The following is a 20,731-nucleotide window of genomic DNA, read 5'->3' as shown; positions in this document are numbered from 1 at the left end:
GTCAAGAAGCGAACATGGGCCGTCGAGCGCATAGGGCCAAGGTTTAAGCGCAACGCGCGCGCTACAGACGGCGTGCCCATTTCATGTTTTCAGCATCTGTTCGAAGGTGCACTGCTTGGGATTCTTGTCGGGGCGCCATCGCAGAAATTTGGTACCGTGCCGGAAGCGATCATTCGTGACGTGATCGAAGCGGACTTCGACCACCAATTCGGGGTGAACCGGTTCCCACTCCCCACTCCTCTCGGTGCTCCAGCGGCTTGGGCCGCCCGGAGCCTTGCCGGTAAAACCAGGAGGCGACCGCAAAGCTTCGAGTTGTCGGGTCAGTTGCGGTCGATCCTCCCGCGCGATTGTCGACGTGAACCCCACATGATCGAGCTTGCCCTGGTTATTGTAGAGACCCAGCAGTAAGGAACCAACCTCACGCGCATTTGCCAGATAGCGAAAGCCGCCGACCACGCAATCGGCTGTACGCAGCCGTTTGACCTTGACCATGGCGCGTTCGCCGGGCCGATATTCGTCGTCGACAAGCTTGGCGACAACGCCGTCCGTCGAACCGTGACCGGACGCGTCAAGCCACTTCGTTGCTGTCGCCAAATCCCGAGTGCAAGGAGACAGTTCGATATCGGCATGACCAGCCGATTCTACAAACAGTTCCAGAGCTTGGCGCCTTTCGGACAGCGGCTGGTCCATCACGTTGAAGTCCGCCCTAGCCAGCATATCAAACAAGATCAATCTGGCGGGGGTTTCGACAGACAGCTTTCGAACCCTGCTTTCCGCTGGATGCAATCGCATCTGCAGCGCATCGAAAGAGAGCGCGCCATTCACCTCGATGACGATCTCACCGTCGACCACGAAATCAGTGGCCCTCTGAACACGCAGCATCGAGACGACTTCCGGAAAGTATCTGCCGAGCGGCTTGCCAGACTTTGCCCTCAGGTCGACCTCATCGCCAGCTTTGAAGGCAAGGCAGCGGAAGCCGTCCCATTTGGGTTCGTACTGCCATTGGCCAGCGCTGTCAGGCAACGTGGCGGCAGCCTTTGCCTCCATCGGTTCCGTGTCCAATGGGACGGCGAAAGACGGTTTTGCATGTTTCGATGTCATGCCGCTAGCTTTGCTGAACCGAGCCGTTTGATCGCGCTCGCGATAGACCTTTCGCCATCGTCGTAGTCGGCCCAGGCAACCGTCTTCTTCAGCAACCCCGGCACGGTGCGGACTGTGTATTTTTTCGGGTCGAGATCCGCCTTCACCTGGCTCCAGGTCAGTGGCATGGAAACAGTTGCACCTTCTCTGGCACGCGGTGACAGGGGTGCAACGGCCGTCGCCATGCGATCATTGCGGAGGTAGTCGAGAAAGATCCGGGACGTCCGCAACTTCTTGGCCATGTTGACGAGGTAGAGATCCGGACGGTCCGCCGCCATTTGCACGCACACCGCCTTCGCGAAGGCCTTGGCCTCGGGCCAGTTCGTTTTGCTGCGCTGGCCTGCCAGCGGCGTCACAACGTGCAGGCCCTTGCCGCCCGTGGTCTTGCAAAAGCTGACCAGCCCCAAATCTTCGAGACGGTCGCGCATCTCCTTGGCGGCCGCGACAACTTCGCCAAAGGAAACCTCCGGACCGGGATCCAGGTCGAAAACCAGCCTGCCGGGAACCTCGGGATGAGCGGGGTGGCAATTCCAGGGGTGCAGTTCCAGGCCGCCGATCTGGGCGATCGCAGCCAGGCCTTCGACGCGGTCGATCTGCAGATACGGCTTGTGGTCGCCGAAGACTTTCACCAATTCCAGCAGATTGGACGTGCCAGGCATGGCGTGGCGCTGGAAGAACTGCTCGCTGGCGTAACCGTCCGGCGCGCGCACGAGTGAACAGGGGCGGCCCTTGAGATGCTTGATCATCCAAGGGCCAATGGCCTCAAAGTATTCCGCGAGGTCGAGCTTGGTGACTGGCTTCCCACCATCACCGGCATTCGGCCAAAGTGGCTTGTCAGGTTTCGAGATAATGACGCCCATGACGATTGGGGTTTTTCCGGTCCGACCGGGTCCTCTGGCAGGTTCGGCAATCTGCGTGTCCTGTGGCTCGGCGGGACGTTCGGCCTCAACCTCCTTTGCTGGCTTGTCTTCGCGAAGGCCCTTGAAGGCCGCCTGCCTGACATTGCCGCCGCCGGTCCAGCCGGCGAACTCGATTTCCGCAACCAGTTCCGGCCTCGTCCAAAAGACGGTTGAATCCTTTTTCGGTGCGCCATCGCCTGTAAACGGTGACTTGGCGGCCTTCATCTCCTTCAGCCTCGGCAGCAACTGCTTGACCTTGGCCTCACTGTAACCGGTTCCGACACGGCCGACATAGGCGAAATGTTCGCCCCTGTTGACGCCGACCAGCAATGAGCGGAATTTTCCGTTGGTCGTCGACCAGCCGCCGATAACAACCTCATGCCCGGCGCGGCATTTCGACTTTGCCCAGGTGTCGGTTCTGCCAGAAACGTAGGGTGCATCAGCTTTTTTGGAGATAATGCCTTCGAGTTCCAGTCGGCAGGCAGACTGCAGCACAGCGTCACCGCCATTGGTGAAGTGCTCGACATAGCGGAGGTGGTTCTCCTCACCGCGCTCGACCTCGCCGATCATCTCGCTTAGCCTTACCTTGCGTTCCGAAAGCGGCAGCTTTCGCAGATCGACACCGTCCGCAAACAGCAAATCAAATGCAAAGAAGATCAGGTCTTTTGTCCGGCGCTCCGAGAACGCCGCTTGCAAGGCGGCGAAATCCGGTGCGCCATTTTCGCCGAGCGCCACGATCTCACCATCCACGATAGCGTTGGGAAGGCTGGCTGCCTCTTTTGCAATGGCGCCGAACTTCTCAGTCCAGTCCAGGCCTTTTCTGGTCTTCAGCGCGGCGACGCCATCTTCGACCCGCAGCTGGACGCGATAGCCATCGAACTTGATTTCGTGAACCCAGTTTGTTCCTACAGGCGGCCGGGAGAGCGTCGCGCAAAGCTGTGGTGCGATGAAGTCGGGCATCTTGGCCGCATCGGCACGAACGGCGCGTTTCGGACGTGGCGATGCTTTCGGCGACGGCTTTGGCGATGCCTTTGACGGCTTTGCGCGTTCCTCGGCGGCGAGGCCGCGATTGCTGTCCCACACGGCGTCCGCATCGGGCACCGATGAGCCTTGCATCATGAACGGCTTCGGGCTAGCCCCCTTCCCGGCAGCAATCTTTTCCATGCTCCGGCCCGAGGCGACGGACCGGTCCTGCTGCAGCACTGCGTCGCCATTGCCATCAGTCGCGTATTTGTCGCGGTGCTTGATCAAAAGCCAGTTGGTTCGCTTTCCGCCATTGCGATCGTGCTTCATGCGCACGAGAACGAAACTTCCATGCAGGCGCTTGCCGTCAAGCGTGAATTTCAGATCGCCTTTCTCCAAGGATTGTTCAGGCGACATAGCGCTTTCTGGCTCCCAATATCCGCGGTCCCACAGCTGGACGGTGCCGCCACCATATTGCCCTTTGGGGATCGTGCCTTCGAAGTCGCCGTAGTCCAGCGGATGGTCCTCAACCTCTACCGCAAGGCGTTTATCCTGAGGATCGAGCGACGGACCTTTGGTGACGGCCCAGGACTTGAAGACACCGCCGAGCTCGAGGCGAAGGTCGTAGTGGAGCCGCGTGGCTGCGTGTTTCTGGATTACAAACCGTAGCCGGTTTGATTTCGCGATCAAACGCTCGCCACTGGGTTCTTTCGTTTTGGTGAAATCGCGTTTGGTCCGATAGGTAGATAGCTCGCCCTTTGTCATGGAAATGCCCCGATGACGCAACGCGACTCAACGCCTTTGGCGACATTTGGTTCGGTCCGCGGCATTCCAGTCCGGTTTTGCCGTGGTTCGGTTGGAACTCTGGCGCCGCCTGCTTCGGAAACGGCGGCGCCGGATATTTTCGCGCACCGGCGTGCATCGCGCCGCCTTAATTCCGCATGAAAGCGGCGTGCTCGCCGCCACACAGCTGCTTCCCTTTGTAAACTCGGTGTGGTCAAGCCGCTTGCAGGATTAGTGCAAACGAACACTACGCCCCCGCGAGCGCGGCGAGGAATGATCGCCGCCATTCTGCTGCGTCGTTGCGCTTGATGCGCTTGAGCAGTGCGCCGTGCCTAGCAATTCGTTCATCAAGTGGCATCACGAGCGCTTTTGCGATGGCATCGGCAACCTCGTCAACCGCATAAGGATTCACGATCAGGGACTCCGCAAGCTCTTCCGCCGCACCTGCAAACGAGACAATACAAGCACTCCGGGATCGGCTGGATCCTGGGCGGCGATGTATTCTTTTGCGACAAGGTTCATCCCGTCACGCAAAGGCGTGACCAAGCCGACCTGGCTAGCGCGCAACCGAGGACTGTATCTCGCGTCAGGTATCGCGCTTCATTGGGAAACGCGGGTAAAATCGTGATGCCGGCGGAATAGACGTTCGTCTTGCCCGCGCACGCGGAGGCACGTCCGGCGTGGTGCTGAAATAACTGAAGTTCGAGCGCAATGCGGCGAGCGGCATCGGCGTCCCCGCCCTGTTCAGTTCCACCCCCAGCGGGCCATTCCCACTGCGATCTGCTGCAGCCGTTCCAGCACGAACGTTACGGTGTCGGCGGTGATCAAGCCGTTGATCGAGAGGCTAGGTGAGAACAGCAGGTCAGGGACGGCTTGGACGCCGGCCATCTCAGACTTTTGCCTCTTCGCCGACACTCTTCAGTTCCGCGAATTGACGGGTCACCTCGGCGAGGTTCGACTGAAGCCACCTTGCCATCCCTTCTTCTTCGGACAGGTTCTGGCGCAATGGGCCTTCGGCCCGTGTCTCGCCAGCCAAGTCAGCAATTACCAGCAAGGAGTTGTAAGCCGCGATCTCGAAGTTCTCGAACGCGAAATTGGCAAAGCTGTTCTTGAGGATATCATCTCCGGCAACCGTATGGCCCGTTGCCGCCATGGTTCCAACAGGTGCGAGAGCTGATAGGGGAAACCGGCAACGATCGCGCCGCGCTCATCGCGGCGGCACGGCAGCTCAGGGCTTTCTCCAAGGGCGGGCCGCTCACGAGCGCCTAGAAGATATGGGCCGTTCGGGGCGCAGAGGGCCTAGGTGGATGCTCACACAATTTCTTGCTCCAACAGGACACCTGGACCGGACCGCTTAACTGTTCGGAGCGGAAGGCGAGCTCAAATGAAAGTTTTCGGCAGACCCAAATTTCTGTCTCCGGCGGAACAAATGGCCTCGAGAGCGGTTCGGCGCGAAATCCATTGAAAGGCAGTGTCATGGCTAGCAAAGCAGTTTGGGCGCTTGTCGCCCTTTTCTCTAGCTGCCTCAGCGCAGCTTCAGCTCAGGCAAAGAGTGATTCGGAATTCCTGGGCGATGCGATTAAGGGCGATAATTCGGAGATCGTCCTCGGTAAGCTGGCGGTCGAGAAAAGTTCCAGCAGGGCCGTCAAATCCTTCGGTCGCGCCCTTGAAAGAGATCACCGCAAGGCGAAGCGGCAGGCCACCGCCGTCGCCCGCAAGGTGAACTCGCGGGTGCCGAACGGCTTGACCGATGAAGCAACACAAGAGCAGCAGAAACTTGAAGCCCTCTCAGGAGCCGCGTTCGACAGGGAGTTTGCGGCCTACATGGTGTCAGATCACCAGAAGGACATCTCGGAATTCCAGGATGAGGCGAAGGCCGGGCGCGGCGAGGTGGCGAAGCTCGCCGAGAAGACCTTGCCGACACTGCGCAAGCATCTGAAATTGGCCCAGTCCCTCAAAGGACACTGAACGCATGACGGTCGGCCACGCTGTCTCAGCAGAAGCGGCCGCGCGGACTTCATCGGCGCCGTGAGCGGCCTGTCGCTGGGGTGCGCAAAGTAAGTACCTGATGTGGAGCTGAAGCGTGAATCGCGGAATAGCAATTGCCCTGGTCGTCGTTGCCGTCCTGATAATAGGATTTCTCGTTCTTCGAGGCGGTGGCTTCACGAGTGGAGGTTCGGGCGGACAGACGCCACACGCCCTCGATCAGCGCCCCTAGCAAACACCTTGATCGGCCGACCCGCGCACATTGCGCTCTCGCGTGATCGGGCGGGTCAACAAACAAGCAAGCGAGGACTGCCCTATGTACCAGTTCGTGCTGTCGACAACCATTATTGTGATAGGGGCACTCCTCACGGTCGGGGGCGTCTGGTTGGCAGCGCTGGGCGGCAGTTGGTTCTATCTCGTGCTGGGTGTGATGCTCGCCATATCCGGTGTTCTGACGGCGCTGCGCAAGCCCGCTGGGGTGGGCCTTTACGCCCTGGCGACACTCGTCACACTTTGCTGGGCGTTGTGGGAAGTCGGCTTCAACTGGTGGGCCCTGGCGCCTCGGGGCGGGCTGTTGCTGGTCATCGGGGTTCTGCTGCTCCTGCCAGCCATGGTCAACAAGTTCAACCGTTCCGAGCTGGCGGCGGCAGGTGCCGATCATGCTCGCCCGGTCGATGTCAACTATGCCGCTTTGGCAGCGGTGATCGTCCTCGCCGCTGCTGCAGGCATCTATTCAATGTTTCAGGATCCGGAGGACGTGACGGGAACGTTTGACCAGGAGCGCATGACGGCGACGTCATCCTCAGGCGACGGCACTCCCGCAGGACAATGGGTCGCCTACGGACGTACATCAATGGGCCAGCGCTACTCGCCCCTAGCCCAAATTACGCCGGAAAACGTCGGCAAACTGCAGGTGGCGTGGACATTCAAGACGGGGCAAATCCGCGGGCCTAATGACCCGCAGGAAACGACCTATGAAGTCACTCCGCTCATGGTCAACGATACCGTATACATCTGCACCCCCTTCAGCACGGTGGTAGCTCTTGACCCCGTGACCGGCAAGGAGAAGTGGCGGTTTGATCCCAAGCTCAAAGAGCCGCCTCAGGCCACCACTCAACACATGACCTGCAGAGGTGTCGCATACCAGGAGGTCGGCCCGGCCGACCTGCCCCCAACCGTCTCGGTCGCGCCGGACGTTGCAGGGGCGGCTGCACAGGCCGGGGGCGATGTCCAGCAGAGCGTGGACGAAGTGACGACGCAGGCCGCCGGCGTTCCGCAAAATGTGGTGACTGGACAGGCACAGCCTGGGGCTCCCAACCCGGTCGTCAATCGCGACCAGCCGCCAACCAGCGTGACTCTGACACGAGCATGCATGAAGCGGCTTTTCGTCCCCACATCGGATGGCAGGCTCATCTCGATCAGCGCCGAGACCGGCAAGATCTGTCCGGGGTTTGGCGGCGCTGACGGCACCGTCAATCTGTGGGCCAACATGCCCAACGTGACGCCGGGTTCTTTCTATTCAACGTCGCCTCCCGTCATAACTCACGATCTGGTCGTCGTTGCCGGGGCGGTCAATGACAACGTGGCGACGACTTCTCCATCTGGAGTGATCAGGGCCTTCAACGCCTATACGGGCGCCCTTGTCTGGAATTTCGACAGCAAGAACCCCGATGCAACCGCTCCGATTCCCAACGGCCAGACCTATTCCAACAATGCTCCGAATTCATGGAGTGTCGCCAGCTACGACGCCAAGCTCGGACTGATTTATTTCCCGATGGGCAACGAGTCGCCGGATCAATTTGGCGCCAAGCGCGGACCGGACACCGAGCGGTTCTCGTCCTCAATCCTGGCACTCCACGCGGACACGGGCAAGGTAGCCTGGGTCTTCCAGACCGTCCATCATGACCTTTGGGATTACGACGTGCCGGCTCAGCCGAGCCTGGTCGATCTCACCGTGGGCGGGCAGGACGTTCCGGCCTTGGTTGCGCCGACCAAGCAGGGTGAAATATTTGTTCTGAACCGACTCACCGGAAAACCCCTTCTGCCCGTCCAGGAAGAGCCCGCCCCGCAGGGCGCCGTCGACGGCGATCACACGTCGCCAACGCAGCCCCACTCCGCGGTGTCTTTCCGGCCTAGGCCTTTAACCGGAGCGGACATGTGGGGCGCTACCCTCATAGATCAGCTCTACTGCCGCATCCGCTTTCGTCAGCTCAGGTATGACGGGGTATTTACGCCGCCATCCACGCAGGGCAGCATCGTATATCCAGGAAATTTCGGCGTCTTCAATTGGGGCGCGATCGCGGTTGATCCGCAACGAGATCTTGCCTTTGCCATGCCGGTCTATCTGGCGTTCACATCCCAGCTTCTAACCAGGCCGGACAACACAGCGCGTGTGGTGAGCAAGAAGGATGCGCCAGTGTTCAATGAAAATTTCGGCGCCCCCTATGCGGCCAAGATGGGCCCGTTCTACTCGTTCCTGAATCTGCCATGCCAGCAGCCACCTTGGGGATATGTCGCGGGCGTGGATCTGCGGACAGGCAGAACGGTATACCGCCATGTCAACGGCACCGTTCGTGACCTTTCGCCGATCCCGCTTCCCTTTAGGATGGGGGTGCCAGGAATTGGTGGACCGATCATCACAGGGGGCGGCCTCGCTTTCCTGAGCGGAACAATGGATAACTATGTTCGCGGTTACGATCTTCGTACTGGACGCGAGATCTGGCGTGAACGGCTGCCGGCGGGCGGGCAAGCAACACCCTCCACCTACCAGGGTGCTGACGGCCGGCAGTATCTCGTCGTCGTTGCCGGCGGCCATGGATCAACCGGCACCAAGGCCGGCGATTCAATAATCGCTTTCGCGCTACCTCGTTAGAGGTTCATTCGCATTGCGCAAGCGGAACGACAGGTTCTCCAAAAGCTCTGCCGACGCTGTGGCTAGGCGTCGGCGGAACGAATTCGGGAGGCGCCTGTTAGGGCGTTCGTTCGGCCGTGGACGGCACCTAGCGAACTGCCTCGGATTTCGGCGAAGGGAGACTGTCATATGGAAAACGCGAAGGACCCGCGACCCTGCGATAGGCTCTCTCCAATTCGCATGGCGGAGTTGGCATTTCCGCAGCCGAGCACCAGCTTGACCCGCCCGCTGCTGTGCATACCGGCCACCGCATTCATGCCCGGTTGCGCAGGTGGCGTGCTCGACCCGCAAGGTCCAATAGGCGCCGGCAATCGCACGATCCTTCTGAACTCACTGGCGGTGATGCTGGTGATCGTTGTTCCAACGCTTGTTGCGCTCCTGGCCTTCGCATGGAAATTCCGCGCGTCGAACAGCAACGCCCGGTATGACCCGGAATTCACCTATTCGGGGCGCATCGAGTTGATCGTCTGGTCGATCCCGACGCTCACCATCCTCTTCCTTGGCGGACTGATCTATTACGGATCGTACCAGCTCGACCCGCGCAAACCGATCCCTTCCGCTCAGCCGCCACTCGACATCCAGGTGGTGGCGCTCGACTGGAAATGGCTATTCCTCTACCCCGAGCAGGGCGTGGGTGCGGTCAATCAACTGGTCATCCCCGCCGGCGTTCCAGTGCATTTCAGGCTGACCTCCGCCAGCGTGATGAACACGTTCTTCGTGCCCCAGCTTGGCAGCATGGTCTACGTCATGAACGGCATGCAGACCGAGTTGCATCTGCAGGCCGACCGTGAGGGCAGCTTTTTCGGTCAATCGGCGCACTTCAGCGGCGACGGCTTCTCGGATATGAACTTCAGCGTGAACGCGGTTTCAGCCGACGCCTTCGCCCGCTGGGCATCGTCGCTGCGGGGCGGCGGCGGCGTGCTCAACGCCACTGCCTATCGCGAGCTCGCCCGGCAAAGCACAAAGGTGCCGCCGTCCACGTTCGGCCATGTACAGCCTGGGCTGTTCGATGCCGTTGTTCAGCAGACATTGCCGCCGGGTCCGGGGCCCGCTGAAAGTGCCGCCGGCGGCGAGCCACAGGTGAGCCCAAAGGCATTGCCCGCGGCGGCATCGCCGACGGGGCATCATCCACAGGCACAAGGGGCGCAATGACGATGCTGGGCAAGCTCGACTGGTCGGCCATTCCCTTCGATCAACCCATCCCGCTCGTCGCGGCTCTCGGCGTCTTTCTGGCAGCCGCCGCCGTGCTTGGATGGATAACGGTGAAAGGCTACTGGCCCTACCTGTGGAACGAGTGGATAAGCTCGGTCGATCACAAGCGCATCGGCGTGATGTACATTGTGCTGGCGATGCTCATGCTTCTGCGTGGCTTCATCGATGCCATCATGATGCGCACGCAACAGGTGCTGGCGATCCACGGACCGGGCTACCTGCCGCCGGAGCATTACGATCAGATCTTTTCCGCGCACGGCACGATCATGATCTTCTTCGCGGCGATGCCTTTCATGATCGGCCTGATGAATTTCGTCGTGCCGCTGCAGCTTGGCATACGCGATGTCGCTTTCCCGACGCTGAATTCCGTCAGCTTCTGGCTTACGGCTTCCGGAGCCCTGCTGGTCAACATCTCGCTCGTGATCGGTGAGTTCGCCCGCACCGGCTGGCTGCCCTATGCCCCTTTGTCCGAAACCACCTACTCCCCGGGTGTGGGGGTCGATTATTATCTTTGGTCGATCCAGATCTCCGGCGTCGGCACGCTGCTCACCGGCGTCAACCTGGTGACGACCATCCTCAAGATGCGGGCACCGGGAATGGGCTATCTGCGGATGCCTATGTTCTGCTGGACCGCTCTCGCGGCCAACCTGCTTATTGTCGCGGCATTCCCAATCCTGACCGCCACGCTCGCGATGCTGACACTGGACCGCTATCTGGGCTTTCATTTCTTCACCAACGAAGCCGGCGGAAATCAGATGATGTTCGTCAACCTGATCTGGGCGTGGGGCCATCCCGAGGTCTACATTCTGGTGCTTCCCGCCTTCGGTATCTTTTCCGAAATCTTCTCGACTTTCTCGTCAAAGCCGCTGTTCGGATACCGTTCGATGGTCGCGGCCACGATGTTCATCTGCATCGTATCCTTCATGGTCTGGCTGCACCATTTCTTCACCATGGGCGCCGGAGCGGACGTCAATGCAGCCTTCGGCATCGCCACGTCGGTCATCGCCGTCGGCACCGGCGTAAAGATCTACAATTGGCTGTTCACCATGTATGGCGGGCGGGTTCGCTTCAACACGCCGATGCTTTGGGCGTTGGCTTTCGTGACCACCTTCACAATTGGCGGCATGACCGGCGTTCTGCTTGCCGTCCCACCGGCCGACTTCGTGCTGCACAACTCGCTTTTCCTCGTGGCGCATTTCCACAACGTCATCATCTCGGGCGTGCTGTTTGGTGCCTTCGCCGGCTTCACTTACTGGTTTCCCAAGGCGTTCGGCTTCCGCTTGCACGAAGGCTGGGGAAAAGCGGCATTTTGGGTCACCTTGGCCGGCTACATTCTGGTCTTCGTCCCGCTCTACATCGCCGGTCTGCTAGGGATGACACGGCGCCTGCAACATATCGACATGGATCTTTGGACGCCGTGGCTAACGATGGCCGCGTTAGGCGTTCTGGTGATGATCGCCGGCGCCGCACTGCAGATCACACAGCTTCTCGTTTCGATTCGGCATCGCGACCAGCTTCGCGATGAGACAGGCGACCCGTGGGATGGGCGTTCGCTGGAATGGTCAACGTCATCCCCTCCCCCCGCCTTCAACTATGCGCGGCTGCCTCACGTCGAGGACGAAGAGCCCTACTGGCGGATCAAGCAACGGGGCAGGGAGGAGAAGAGGCCCGATACTGAAGGATACGATCCTATCGAGATGCCGCGCAATACTCCGACAGGCTTCGTCACCGCCTTCTTCGGCACGCTGATCGGCTTCGCGCTGATTTGGCACATATGGTGGCTGGCGATCGTCGGCTTCATCGGCGCCTACATCACCTTCGTCGTCTTCGCCTGGCGCGATCATGGCGACTACGAGATTCCAGCCGATGAGGTCGCCCGAATAGACCGAAACGGCAGAGCCGCGCAGCTTGCCTTCCTGCGCAGCTGGGAGCGTCCGGTATGAGCGATCACGCCTTCACCAGCGACATCAGCGCCGGCACGCAGACACGAGACCCCTATCAGCTCCGTCAAGGCGGTCGGGATGCCATGCACTCTGCGACCGGCCACGGAGAAGGCGGCCCGGCCTCAAAGTTCGTCACCGTGGCCTACGGGTTCTGGATCTTTCTCCTGTCGGACATCATCATCTTCTCAGCCTTTTTCGCCGCCTTTGCCGTGCTTGCCAAGGCGACCGCCGGCGGACCCACCGGCAAGGAATTGTTCGAGCCGACCCGCGTTGCGGTGCAGACGGGCCTCCTGCTTACATCGAGCTTCACCGGTGGCCTGGCAACGCTGGCGACCCACCGCAGGTCGATGGCTGCCACGCAGGCCTGGCTTCTCGTCACGGGCTTGCTCGGTGCAGCCTTCCTGTTTCTGGAGGTGCAGGAATTCGCGGCGATGATCGGCGAGCAGGCAGGGCCCTCGCGCAGCGCATTTCTATCAGCCTTCTTTGCGCTCGTTGGCTGCCACGGCGCCCACGTCGGGCTCGGCCTGGTCTGGCTGGGCACCATGATGGCGCAGCTGTGGGTCAAGGGTTTTCGGTCCGATATTCTGCGGCGGCTCCACTGCTTCGGGCTCTTTTGGCACGCACTCGACATCATCTGGGTCGCCATCTTCACCCTGGTCTATCTGTTGGGAGCATCACCATGACCGACATCGAGAGCAAGCCTGGCGAGATGCAGGACCTCCGCGATTCAGCGCCGGGCGAGGAACGCATAACCGAGCACGAAATGGCTGGGGGGCTGTCGGGATATCTGATCGGCTATGGCCTGGCCATCCTGCTTACGATCGCGTCATTCCTGGCGGCTCAAACCGATCTGATTTACCGACCCGCGGTGATCTCGGCCCTGGTGGTGCTCGCTATTGCGCAGATGGGTGTTCATCTCGTTTTTTTTCTGCACCTGACTACCGGACCGGATAACACCAATAACATACTGGCTCTGGCCTTCGGTGTGCTGATCGTGGCGCTGGTGGTTCTGGGCTCGGTCTGGATCATGAACCACCTCAATGAAAACATGGCTGCCATGACCGCCCATCAAGCCGGAACGATGCCCTGATCGTGCGCCATCCCACTGTAATCAAGTTTGCCCAAAGTGCATCGTAAGCCTGCAGCCCCTCAATTCCTGAAGCATTCGGTTGACGTGGACCCTGGACTGGCTCAGGGCACCGCCTAAGGCTGCCTGTGTAATGGGAATATCTGGCACGTGGTCCTGGATGCGTGATACCGAGCGCAGGCGGTTAAACGTGGTGACCCAACTTCGCGCCAAACGTTCGAGCTCATGCGTAACTTCTGGCAGAGAGGCCGGGAATTCCTAGAGCGCCATTTCGATTTGGTGATCGTGGCTGGATTGGTGGTCGGTGGCCACGTTGGCGATGGCAGGATACACGCCGTAGCGCATTTAGGGGTGATCACCTCAGCACCGCCCTGGGGCGCCATTGTGTCTAGATGTTTGGTCCCGGCATTTGCTGGAGCGGATTGAGTTTGAACCTTTCCGGTTGTGAGGCCCACGCCTTGCAGATGAACTCGTAGGGTGTGAGACCCTTGAGGGTCTTGAGCCTACGGGCAAAATTGTAGGCTGCGACGAAGTCGGCGAGATGGGTGCGGAGTTGGTCATGGCTCTCGTAATAGAACCGCTTGACGGTGGCGTCCTTGATAGTTCGGTTCATTCTCTCGACCTGGCCATTGGTCCACGGATGCCTAGCCTTGGTCGTGCGGTGCTCGATGTCATTCCTGGCGCAGGCGTATTCGAAGGCGTGAGCGCGGAAGATCTCGCCATTGGCGATTGCCTCCTTGATCAGCGGCACGGCCGAGCCACCGGCACCGGGGGTGGTGAACTGGATGCCATTGTCGGTAAGCACAGTGTGGATCTTGTAGGGAACGGCCGCGATCAACCGGAGCAGGAACTCTTTAGAGATGGCTGTGGGGGCCTTCTCGTGCAACTCGACGAAGGCGAACTTCGAGGTGCGGTCGATAGCGACGAACATGTGCAGCTTGCCCTGCTCGGTCCTGACCTCGGCAATGTCGATGTGGAAGTAGCCGATCGGGTAGCTCTTGAATTTCCTCTTCGCCGGTTTGCCGCCCTCGACATCCGCAAGCCGACTGATGCCATGGCGTTGCAGGCAACGATGCAATGAAGACCGCGTCAGGTGCGGGATAGTCGCCTGAAGCGCATAGAGGCAGTCGTCGAGCGGCAGCAGCGTATAGCGGCGAAAAGCGACAATGACCGCCTCCTCCTCGATCGAGAGCACCGTCGATCGCGGTTCCTTCGGACCAGTCGGTAGATCGGCGACCGAAGCTCGCCCCTTCCACTTCGCAACCGTCTTCTGGTTGATCCCGTAGCGCTTGGCCAGCGTCCTCAGGCTCTCTTGACTATGCTGTATCGCTCGACGGACCGCCTCTGTCGTTGTGGCGCTCCCATGCAGAACTTGGCCCATAGCGCTTCCTTTGATTCGGAAGATAAGGATGCACCATCAAAACCTGGGATCAAACATCTAGTGCGCCGCGGAAATGTCTGTTTCCTACTGGCAATGATCAGACCGGCATCCTATTTTGAACCACTATTTCTATAGTAATATCAACCACTTAGTTTATATCCATTATGTAAAATGCAAAGTTGGCTTAATGTCGTCCGGACGGAGCTAACCCCACGCAGCGATGACACTTAATATCCCGCGCAGCTCGCTGGCGATTATTTAATTTCGCCCTCCAAGCCGGATGATGCTGACTGGAAATTCGTCAGATCGGGTGAACCGTCGGCCTCGGCCGATCGTATCCAACAATGAGGGGTTAGACACCCAATCGTTGGGAGGGCGGATTTGAGCGACCGATTAAACGACTTTGACGATGTGCGCGCGCGGTTGTTTCATGCGCTAGCGGAAGCGTCGATGCTTCGCGAAACGCTTCGCCTGCAGGGCGCCACGCGCAGAGACTTGGTGGCTTCACTGATGGAACAACGCATGATATCGGCCGAAAGGAGGATGCAAATACGGAACGCACTGCAGGCTTCGAAGACGAACAGGGAATCGTTTTGTGCTCCCGGCGTTCTCTTACCGGGTAGGTTGAGCGTGGGGGCGGGGAGCGTGACCGCAGAAACAGGTCCGTTGGCCGAGTCTGGGCTCGGTGTCGGATCCGTCATCATTCTCTTGGTGGAGGATGAGGTTTGGATCAGAATAGATTTGGCCGACCAGCTCCGCGAGGCGGGATATACCGTTTACGAAGCCGCGACCGGCGATGCAGCAATAGAGCTTCTGCAGTCTCCCTTTAAGATCGATCTGGTCGTGACAGATGTGAGAATGCCCGGCAGAACCGACGGCATTGCGTTGGCGGCTTACATTCGTGAAAAGCGGCCCGGTATTAAGGTTGTCGTGATGTCCGGCGACTACCGACCTCCTCCAGAGGAGAAGCAGCTTTTTGACGCTTTCCAGCCCAAGCCGTTTCTTCCTGAGGTGATGGCAAAAACAATACAGAACCTGATGATGGAACCGGGCATTGCCCAGACCGATCCTTTCGATGGAGAATCAAGCGAAACAGAATGAGACGATCCTTGTCGTAGACGGAGACATTATAACTCGTACGGTTATAGCGGACTACCTACGACACTGCGGTTACCGCGTGCTTGAGGCGAACGATGCTCATGAGGCGCAGCTGGCACTGCAGCACCAAGCCTTCCACGTCGATCTAATTTTGTCCGACGTCAACCTGCCGGGTGATATGACGGGTTTTCAATTGTCGAATTGGATACGTGAACACCAACCCGAAATTAAAGTTCTGTTGTCGGCTGCCGAGGAGCGGACCGTCAAAGCCGCTGGCGACCTATGCGAGGACGGTCCTCATTTGGCCAAGCCATATGACCCGGCCATCGTACTGGACCATATCAGGCGGCTGCGCGGAGGCTCGGCCCAAAGGTGAGGGCCCGAGCCAACGAGCCATTCCGGCGATGCCGGGAAGAGCTGACTGATCTGTAGCTTTGGCCCCTTGGCTCGTTGCCGCCGCCGTTCGCTTTCGAGTAGGCCCTGGTCGTCGAGGGAATCCCATCGATAGCTTTCGTCTCGGGTCAAGGGATTGCCGGATTCGACACCCGTCCACAGGAAGCTCTTCAGGGATGGCTGGCCATAGATTGCGCATACAAGTCGCCGGTAGCCGAGTTGCGCGCGCTCTTGGGCCGATGGCGTGCTCGGATTGAGCGACGGAACCATAAGAGGTGGGCACCTGCTTGAAGGCAATCGTTCGGCCCAAACGTTGGAAGTCACGCCGGTGGAAGCCCCAAGCCATTTGCGCCGCGTCCGGAACTCGGTGTTGCGCTGCTCGATCCGGACCGCTTGAGCTTCAAGGACCGATCGGCAGGGCGGTTTACGTCCAGTTCGAGAGAACTGTCTCCATCTCGACTGTCTCGACCTGCTGTGCAAACCGCTGATGATAGACGGTCAGCAGCGCGTCGTGGGTTGCGTCGGAAGAGCTGCACAGCGCGTCCGTGACCAGAACCACGCGATAGCCGAAATCGATGGCCCCGAGCACCGTGGCCAAAACGCATACATCTGTTTCGCCACCCGTGATGACCAGTGTATCGATATCGCGCGCCATCAGAAGAGCTCGAAGGCTCCCTTCGAACCAGGGCGAGTAAATGTGCTTGTCGATGATTGCCGCTGGCGGGCAATAACGGGCCAATGACGGCAACAGTTCGGCCATCTCGGGCCCGGTCGTCTCGGTCGTCATCGAAGCCCAGCGCTCGTAGTAGCGCTTCCACGTGCCGACGCCCTGCCCGGCCTTTTTGGCGGGCAGGAATCGCGTGAAGACCGTCTGCGGCGCGCGTCTTTCGACCAGTCTCTCGATTTGTGGCAGAACGCGGGTGATCCAGGGTGTTGCCCATTGAGACGGCTCGGCAAACAGCCTCTGCATATCCACGCAGACATGCATGCATCCATCGCCAAGGGGACCGTAAGCCAAGCCTGGCATCGACATCAGCGCCTCTCCGACCGGCAGTATGTGTCCACGACCGCTCCCTAACAAAGATACGCAACGCCAGGTGCCGGGACAGGTTCCTGAGACGACACAGGAACCGACGCAAATGAGTGGCGTTTCCGCTGGACGAACGGAGCTACTCGCATGGAACCGCGGGAGTCGCAGGGTCGTAAATGAGCCGGAACACCAACATGGAACTGAGCGGAGGATGTCTCTGCGGCACGGTCCGCTTTCGCGTCGGAGGCGAACCGAGAGTGCATTACTGCCATTGCGACATGTGCCGGCGAGCGACCGGCAGCGCATTCGCGGTTCTGGCCTGGGTGTCTTCTGAAAGCGTCCTCTGGATCAATGTGACGCCAACCTATCGCAGGTCTTCGCCGATCGCCCAGAGGGGGTTCTGCTCCGCCTGCGGATCGCCCCTCAGCCTTTTCTATGACGCTTCGCCCGGCGAGATCGCGCTGCATGTTGGGACGTTCGACGATCCGTCTCGCCTGGAGCCACGCTACAACTATGGGTCGAGACAGCGACTTGGCTGGGTTTGCTGTGGAATAGACCTGCCGCACCACGATACCGATGAGCGATGGTGAGACCATGCCTGAAAGAGAAGCCAGATGAGCATCTTTTACCGGGCGGCCAAGATCGCGGAAGAGGTCCATGCTTCGCAACGCGACAAGACCGGGCAGCCTTACATCGAGCATTGCCGGCGTGTCGTTGATGCTGTCGAAACCATGGATCAGAAGGTGGTCGCCTATCTTCATGACGTGCTGGAAAAGGGTGAAGGCTGGAACCGGAACAGGTTGGAAGAGGCTGGTTTTGGCCCGGCGATTGCATCCGCCGTCGATGCCATGTCGCGCAGGGATGGCGAGGATTACTTTGCCTTCGTGCGACGCGCTGCATCGAACCCATTGGCGCTGCCGGTGAAGCGTGCGGATCTGGAAGACAACGTCTGGCAGTCGCGGCAGATCGGGGCATCGGCGGCCAAATACGAGGAGGGACTGCGTATCCTCGACGAGGAATTCCCGCGGCGCTAACCCTGGTCAGGGCGTCCCTATTCCATCACATGGGGCGTGTGCCGCTTGTCCTCCGACGGCTCGACATCAATGCGCGCCTTTTCAGGATCGAACGCACCGTGACCCGCAATTGCCCTCGCCACGGTGTTAGGAGTTTCATATGCCCACATGAAATCGTCGGCCGAGCTTCCCACAGCATGGACGCGCCAGTAGCTGGCGACGCCCTTCAGCGGGCTTTCGCTCGTGGTGTTGGTCTTTTCGAAAAGGTCGAAATAGATATCTTCGAAAGGGATGTAGAAGACAGGCTCGTGTCCTTCTTCGCGCAGCACCTTGGCTCTTTCCGTGGCAGCGACTATGGCGTCGGAAAATCGCACCGTCACCGTGCCGGCAAACGGCTCTATGATCAGTTGGCCCTGGTGGCCTATGGCTGTTGCGACTGAAGCTTGCATATCGGTTCTCCTTGCCAACAGGCGTTATGAGATCGAAGGTCATTTGCTCGGCGGCACGGTAGCTGGCTGGTCACCGCCAGTCGTGGATTTAGGCCTGACATCCTGGTCAACCGTCGGATTCTTGTTGACCGTGTCGGTGTTGGCTTTCGTCGGATTGGTGCTGTTGTCGCAGGCAGCAAGCGCCAGACCAGCGACCAAGATCAGCAATGACAAGGTTCTCATTGTCGAGGCCTCCTCTGGTTGATATCGACCAACGAAGCTCCGCCGTATTGGTTGCCTGGCCGGGTCTTCAACCGCTGGTGCTTTTCGAGCCAACTCCAACCACTGGATCGACCGCTTCGCGCCCGGCCTCCGGGCCTTCCGCCTCTATTTCCTGCACGGCCTGGTCCCAGTGTTCCTGCTCTCGGCCGGCAGGACGCCCCTCCCGCTCCCAGATTTCATAGGCTCGCCGTTTGATGCGCTCTTCCCTGCTGTCCATGACTCGATCCTCCGATCATCAGTCTCAATTCCGGATGATATTTTTTGTTCCTTCGGCAGCGGCTCTGCCGAAGCCGCGATCTTGGCAAGGCGCCTGTGGATTGCGTGAAGGACCCGCTTGGTAATTTCCGTACTGACATTTTTTGGTGACACACCGACGCCGGCAGATTTATGAATCCGGTCATCGATCCGTGCATCCGCCTCTCCCGTCCCACGCCTGACGCGCGAGCCTGAACGCCCGTCGGATTGAAGACGTGACGGCCGGTGCTTCGGGAACAAGGTGACGCCCATGCGGGAATTGCCGAAAGACATTGACGCCGATGTGGTCATCGAAATCAGCAAGCTGCTGGACGACAGCACGCTTTTAGTCCCGGTGCGGGTTCATCAGCTTGCGACCAGGGTGAGGGAGCGGGTGAAGACCGGTTTGCCAAATCGTTCGATCGAAGAACTGATCGTCAAGATGGCCTCTGTACGCCAACTGGCCATGGCCTTTGATCTGCCTGCATCGGAGAACGTCGTGCGCATCCCATTGCGCCGCCCGCGCCGCTAGTACTGCGGATTTCAATTTGATACCGCCGTTGCGACAGCACCCCGACACGGCGCGGGAACCTAACGCACGCCCGAGAATTGGATTGCACGACAATCGACCTTCCAATTCGGGTCCTTCCAATGCCTCTAAATCCAGACTGGCAAGATATCGCGGCGCGACTGGTTTTGACTGTGCTTGCCGGTGCGTTGATAGGATTGAACCGTGAAGCGCGCGGTCATTCGGCGGGCTTCAGGACGACTATCCTGGTCGGACTGGCCGCCGCCCTCACGATGGTCCAGGCAAATATCTTACTAGGAGTTGGCGGCAAGAATCCCGATTCCTTTGCCTCGATGGATGTGTTGCGCTTTCCGCTCGGCGTGCTGACAGGCGTCGGCTTCATCGGTGGCGGCGCCATCCTTCGCCGCGGCAATCTTGTCAGTGGGGTCACCACGGCCGCCACCTTATGGGTGATGACGGCGATCGGCTTGGCATTCGGCGGTGGTCAATATGGCCTGGGAGCCGCCGGGACATTGCTGACCTTGTTGACGCTTCTCGTTCTGAAATGGATCGACGTGCGTATCCCACGCGACCACCGTGCTGAACTGGATGTCGCATGCAAGGATGCAAAGGCGCACGATCTGCCCGAAATCGTCAAGCCACTCGGCTACCGGGCGCGGTTGGTCGGCCTTGAGCGTCGCCAGGATCGCCACGATCCTGTATTTTCCTTCGAAATTCGCTGGACTCGGCCGGATCGCAGCGGCCCCCCAACGGATTTGCTTTCGCTGATCGATCAGCACGCCGAAATCACAAAATTCCAATTGGTCCGCGAGCCGATGCACTGATTTGACTGCGTCACACGCTCGATCCGGAGATCAGGATAAGCGACGCCTCCAACGGATCGCGATCTGCCCGCTCGATTACCGCGCTGGTGAATACCGGGTCGTTCAACGCCCCGCTGCGCGAAGCGCTGATATGAAAAGCACCAGCAATGCCAAGGCATTGAGGCCGGCGGCGATGGCGTGCGAATATTCCCACTGGCGCCGCAGCAGCTCCCAGTTTTCGGGCAGATCGGTCCAGTTCCGGGTTGCCTGATTGATCGGATAGGTCAGCGTCCAGAAGGCAAGTTGGGTGGCACCGATGCTGATGAAGGCAAGGACTACAAGGCCGAAAGGCCCACCTGACCGGTAGAGCAGGACTGCCAGAGCGGCTGTGGAGAGCAATGCCCCAAGCACCACGATGCCGAACAGGCTCCAGCCGTCGTAGGCGCGTTGCGCGGCCAGGTAACTCGTCCCGTCAAGCTTCATCTTGTTGAACATAGAGAAGAAGTGCGCGCCGGCCGGGTCGAAGGCCAATGCGACGAAGATGAAGCTGATCACCCTCAGACCGTAAATTGCCATATCCAGTCTCCTCTCAACCAGAGAGCTAGGGCAATCGAAG

The 20,731-nt window shown here is 59.7% G+C and carries 22 protein-coding genes and 2 pseudogenes; 13 read left to right on the top strand and 11 right to left on the bottom strand.

The annotated features are described in order from the left end of the window. Window positions 1-81: 81 nt before the first annotated feature. The 5 genes and pseudogenes from FJ977_RS19110 to FJ977_RS19095 form a co-directional block, all read right to left on the bottom strand. Entirely contained in the window at window positions 82-1,101 is a 1,020-nt protein-coding gene (locus FJ977_RS19110) for an ATP-dependent DNA ligase (RefSeq protein ID WP_140773771.1), read from the bottom strand. Next, window positions 1,098-3,767 carry a DNA ligase D gene (gene ligD, locus FJ977_RS19105; protein ID WP_140773770.1) on the bottom strand — a complete coding sequence of 890 codons (2,670 nt, stop codon included), beginning with the start codon at window positions 3,765-3,767 and terminating at the stop codon, window positions 1,098-1,100. Before ligD ends, FJ977_RS19110 begins: the two co-directional genes overlap by 4 nt. Window positions 3,768-4,032: 265 nt before the next feature. Continuing rightward, window positions 4,033-4,343 (bottom strand): annotated as a pseudogene (locus FJ977_RS19100) (trehalose-6-phosphate synthase); the annotation flags it as partial. A 186-nt stretch (window positions 4,344-4,529) separates the two neighbouring features. Next, window positions 4,530-4,673, bottom strand: a complete 144-nt coding sequence (locus FJ977_RS35865; RefSeq protein WP_181179953.1) for a hypothetical protein — start codon at window positions 4,671-4,673, stop codon at window positions 4,530-4,532. A gap of 1 nt (window position 4,674) precedes the next feature. Next, window positions 4,675-4,938 (bottom strand): DUF892 family protein, encoded by a 264-nt coding sequence (locus FJ977_RS19095; protein WP_140773769.1) that lies wholly within the window; start codon window positions 4,936-4,938, stop codon window positions 4,675-4,677. Window positions 4,939-5,261: 323 nt separating this feature from the next. Here FJ977_RS19095 and FJ977_RS19090 point away from each other — a divergent pair, with 323 nt between their 5' ends. The 6 genes from FJ977_RS19090 (at window position 5,262) to cyoD (ending at window position 12,927) form a co-directional block, all read left to right on the top strand. After that, window positions 5,262-5,753, top strand: coding sequence for a DUF4142 domain-containing protein (locus FJ977_RS19090; protein ID WP_140773768.1), 492 nt, complete (start codon window positions 5,262-5,264; stop codon window positions 5,751-5,753). Window positions 5,754-6,087: 334 nt separating this feature from the next. Next, window positions 6,088-8,643, top strand: coding sequence for a membrane-bound PQQ-dependent dehydrogenase, glucose/quinate/shikimate family (locus FJ977_RS19085; protein ID WP_140773767.1), 2,556 nt, complete (start codon window positions 6,088-6,090; stop codon window positions 8,641-8,643). A 168-nt stretch (window positions 8,644-8,811) separates the two neighbouring features. After that, the gene (gene cyoA, locus FJ977_RS19080) at window positions 8,812-9,834 is read left to right on the top strand and encodes a ubiquinol oxidase subunit II (protein WP_140773766.1); all 1,023 of its coding nucleotides are present in this window, start codon (window positions 8,812-8,814) and stop codon (window positions 9,832-9,834) included. Window positions 9,835-9,836: 2 nt separating this feature from the next. Beyond that, a complete protein-coding gene (gene cyoB / locus FJ977_RS19075) occupies window positions 9,837-11,837 on the top strand; it encodes a cytochrome o ubiquinol oxidase subunit I (protein ID WP_181179982.1) in 2,001 nt (666 codons plus the stop codon). Further along, a complete protein-coding gene (locus FJ977_RS19070; protein WP_140773764.1) occupies window positions 11,834-12,520 on the top strand; it encodes a cytochrome c oxidase subunit 3 in 687 nt (228 codons plus the stop codon). The genes cyoB and FJ977_RS19070 overlap by 4 nt, the downstream gene beginning before the upstream one ends. Continuing rightward, window positions 12,517-12,927: a cytochrome o ubiquinol oxidase subunit IV gene (cyoD, locus tag FJ977_RS19065; protein ID WP_140773763.1), complete on the top strand. Its 411-nt coding sequence runs from the start codon at window positions 12,517-12,519 to the stop codon at window positions 12,925-12,927. The genes FJ977_RS19070 and cyoD overlap by 4 nt, the downstream gene beginning before the upstream one ends. Window positions 12,928-13,312: 385 nt before the next feature. Here cyoD and FJ977_RS19055 read toward each other — a convergent pair whose 3' ends face one another. After that, a complete protein-coding gene (locus FJ977_RS19055; protein ID WP_140773738.1) occupies window positions 13,313-14,305 on the bottom strand; it encodes an IS481 family transposase in 993 nt (330 codons plus the stop codon). A gap of 381 nt (window positions 14,306-14,686) precedes the next feature. Here FJ977_RS19055 and FJ977_RS19050 point away from each other — a divergent pair, with 381 nt between their 5' ends. The 3 genes and pseudogenes from FJ977_RS19050 to FJ977_RS36295 form a co-directional block, all read left to right on the top strand. After that, complete coding sequence (locus FJ977_RS19050) at window positions 14,687-15,406, top strand: response regulator (RefSeq protein WP_140773762.1); 720 nt, start codon at window positions 14,687-14,689, stop codon at window positions 15,404-15,406. After that, complete coding sequence (locus FJ977_RS19045) at window positions 15,381-15,779, top strand: response regulator (RefSeq protein WP_140773761.1); 399 nt, start codon at window positions 15,381-15,383, stop codon at window positions 15,777-15,779. Before FJ977_RS19050 ends, FJ977_RS19045 begins: the two co-directional genes overlap by 26 nt. Before the next feature lie 261 nt (window positions 15,780-16,040). Further along, a pseudogene (locus tag FJ977_RS36295) lies at window positions 16,041-16,186 on the top strand (DNA-binding protein); the annotation flags it as partial. A gap of 34 nt (window positions 16,187-16,220) precedes the next feature. On the opposite strand, the gene FJ977_RS19035 reads toward FJ977_RS36295, so the two are convergent. Then, on the bottom strand, window positions 16,221-16,829 hold the full coding sequence (locus FJ977_RS19035) for an isochorismatase family cysteine hydrolase (protein WP_140773760.1): 609 nt from the start codon (window positions 16,827-16,829) through the stop codon (window positions 16,221-16,223). Between the two features lie 173 nt (window positions 16,830-17,002). On the opposite strand from FJ977_RS19035, the gene FJ977_RS19030 reads away from it, so the two are divergent. Beyond that, window positions 17,003-17,416 (top strand): GFA family protein, encoded by a 414-nt coding sequence (locus FJ977_RS19030; RefSeq protein WP_348643216.1) that lies wholly within the window; start codon window positions 17,003-17,005, stop codon window positions 17,414-17,416. Window positions 17,417-17,440: 24 nt separating this feature from the next. Beyond that, entirely contained in the window at window positions 17,441-17,860 is a 420-nt protein-coding gene (locus FJ977_RS19025) for an HD domain-containing protein (RefSeq protein WP_140773759.1), read from the top strand. Window positions 17,861-17,877: 17 nt separating this feature from the next. On the opposite strand, the gene FJ977_RS19020 is transcribed toward FJ977_RS19025, so the two are convergent. The 3 genes from FJ977_RS19020 to FJ977_RS19010 all read right to left on the bottom strand — a co-directional run bounded on the left by FJ977_RS19020 (window position 17,878) and on the right by FJ977_RS19010 (window position 18,766). Continuing rightward, the gene (locus tag FJ977_RS19020) at window positions 17,878-18,288 is read right to left on the bottom strand and encodes a DUF427 domain-containing protein (protein ID WP_140773758.1); all 411 of its coding nucleotides are present in this window, start codon (window positions 18,286-18,288) and stop codon (window positions 17,878-17,880) included. Between the two features lie 39 nt (window positions 18,289-18,327). Beyond that, entirely contained in the window at window positions 18,328-18,510 is a 183-nt protein-coding gene (locus FJ977_RS19015; RefSeq protein ID WP_140773757.1) for a hypothetical protein, read from the bottom strand. Between the two features lie 67 nt (window positions 18,511-18,577). Next, complete coding sequence (locus FJ977_RS19010; protein WP_140773756.1) at window positions 18,578-18,766, bottom strand: DUF2934 domain-containing protein; 189 nt, start codon at window positions 18,764-18,766, stop codon at window positions 18,578-18,580. Between the two features lie 288 nt (window positions 18,767-19,054). On the opposite strand from FJ977_RS19010, the gene FJ977_RS19005 reads away from it, so the two are divergent. Both FJ977_RS19005 and FJ977_RS19000 read left to right on the top strand, forming a co-directional pair. Beyond that, the gene (locus FJ977_RS19005) at window positions 19,055-19,315 is read left to right on the top strand and encodes a hypothetical protein (protein WP_140773755.1); all 261 of its coding nucleotides are present in this window, start codon (window positions 19,055-19,057) and stop codon (window positions 19,313-19,315) included. 119 nt (window positions 19,316-19,434) lie between these two features. Beyond that, window positions 19,435-20,136: an MgtC/SapB family protein gene (locus FJ977_RS19000; protein WP_140773754.1), complete on the top strand. Its 702-nt coding sequence runs from the start codon at window positions 19,435-19,437 to the stop codon at window positions 20,134-20,136. Between the two features lie 102 nt (window positions 20,137-20,238). Here the strand turns inward: FJ977_RS19000 and FJ977_RS18995 are convergent, their stop codons facing one another. Then, complete coding sequence (locus FJ977_RS18995; protein ID WP_140773753.1) at window positions 20,239-20,691, bottom strand: hypothetical protein; 453 nt, start codon at window positions 20,689-20,691, stop codon at window positions 20,239-20,241. Between the last annotated feature and the right edge of the window lie 40 nt (window positions 20,692-20,731).

Source organism: Mesorhizobium sp. B2-1-3A, assembly GCF_006442655.1.
Taxonomy (GTDB): Bacteria; Pseudomonadota; Alphaproteobacteria; order Rhizobiales; family Rhizobiaceae; genus Mesorhizobium.
Note: the sequence above shows the minus strand (reverse complement) of the source record. Positions and strands in the feature narration are given on the sequence as shown.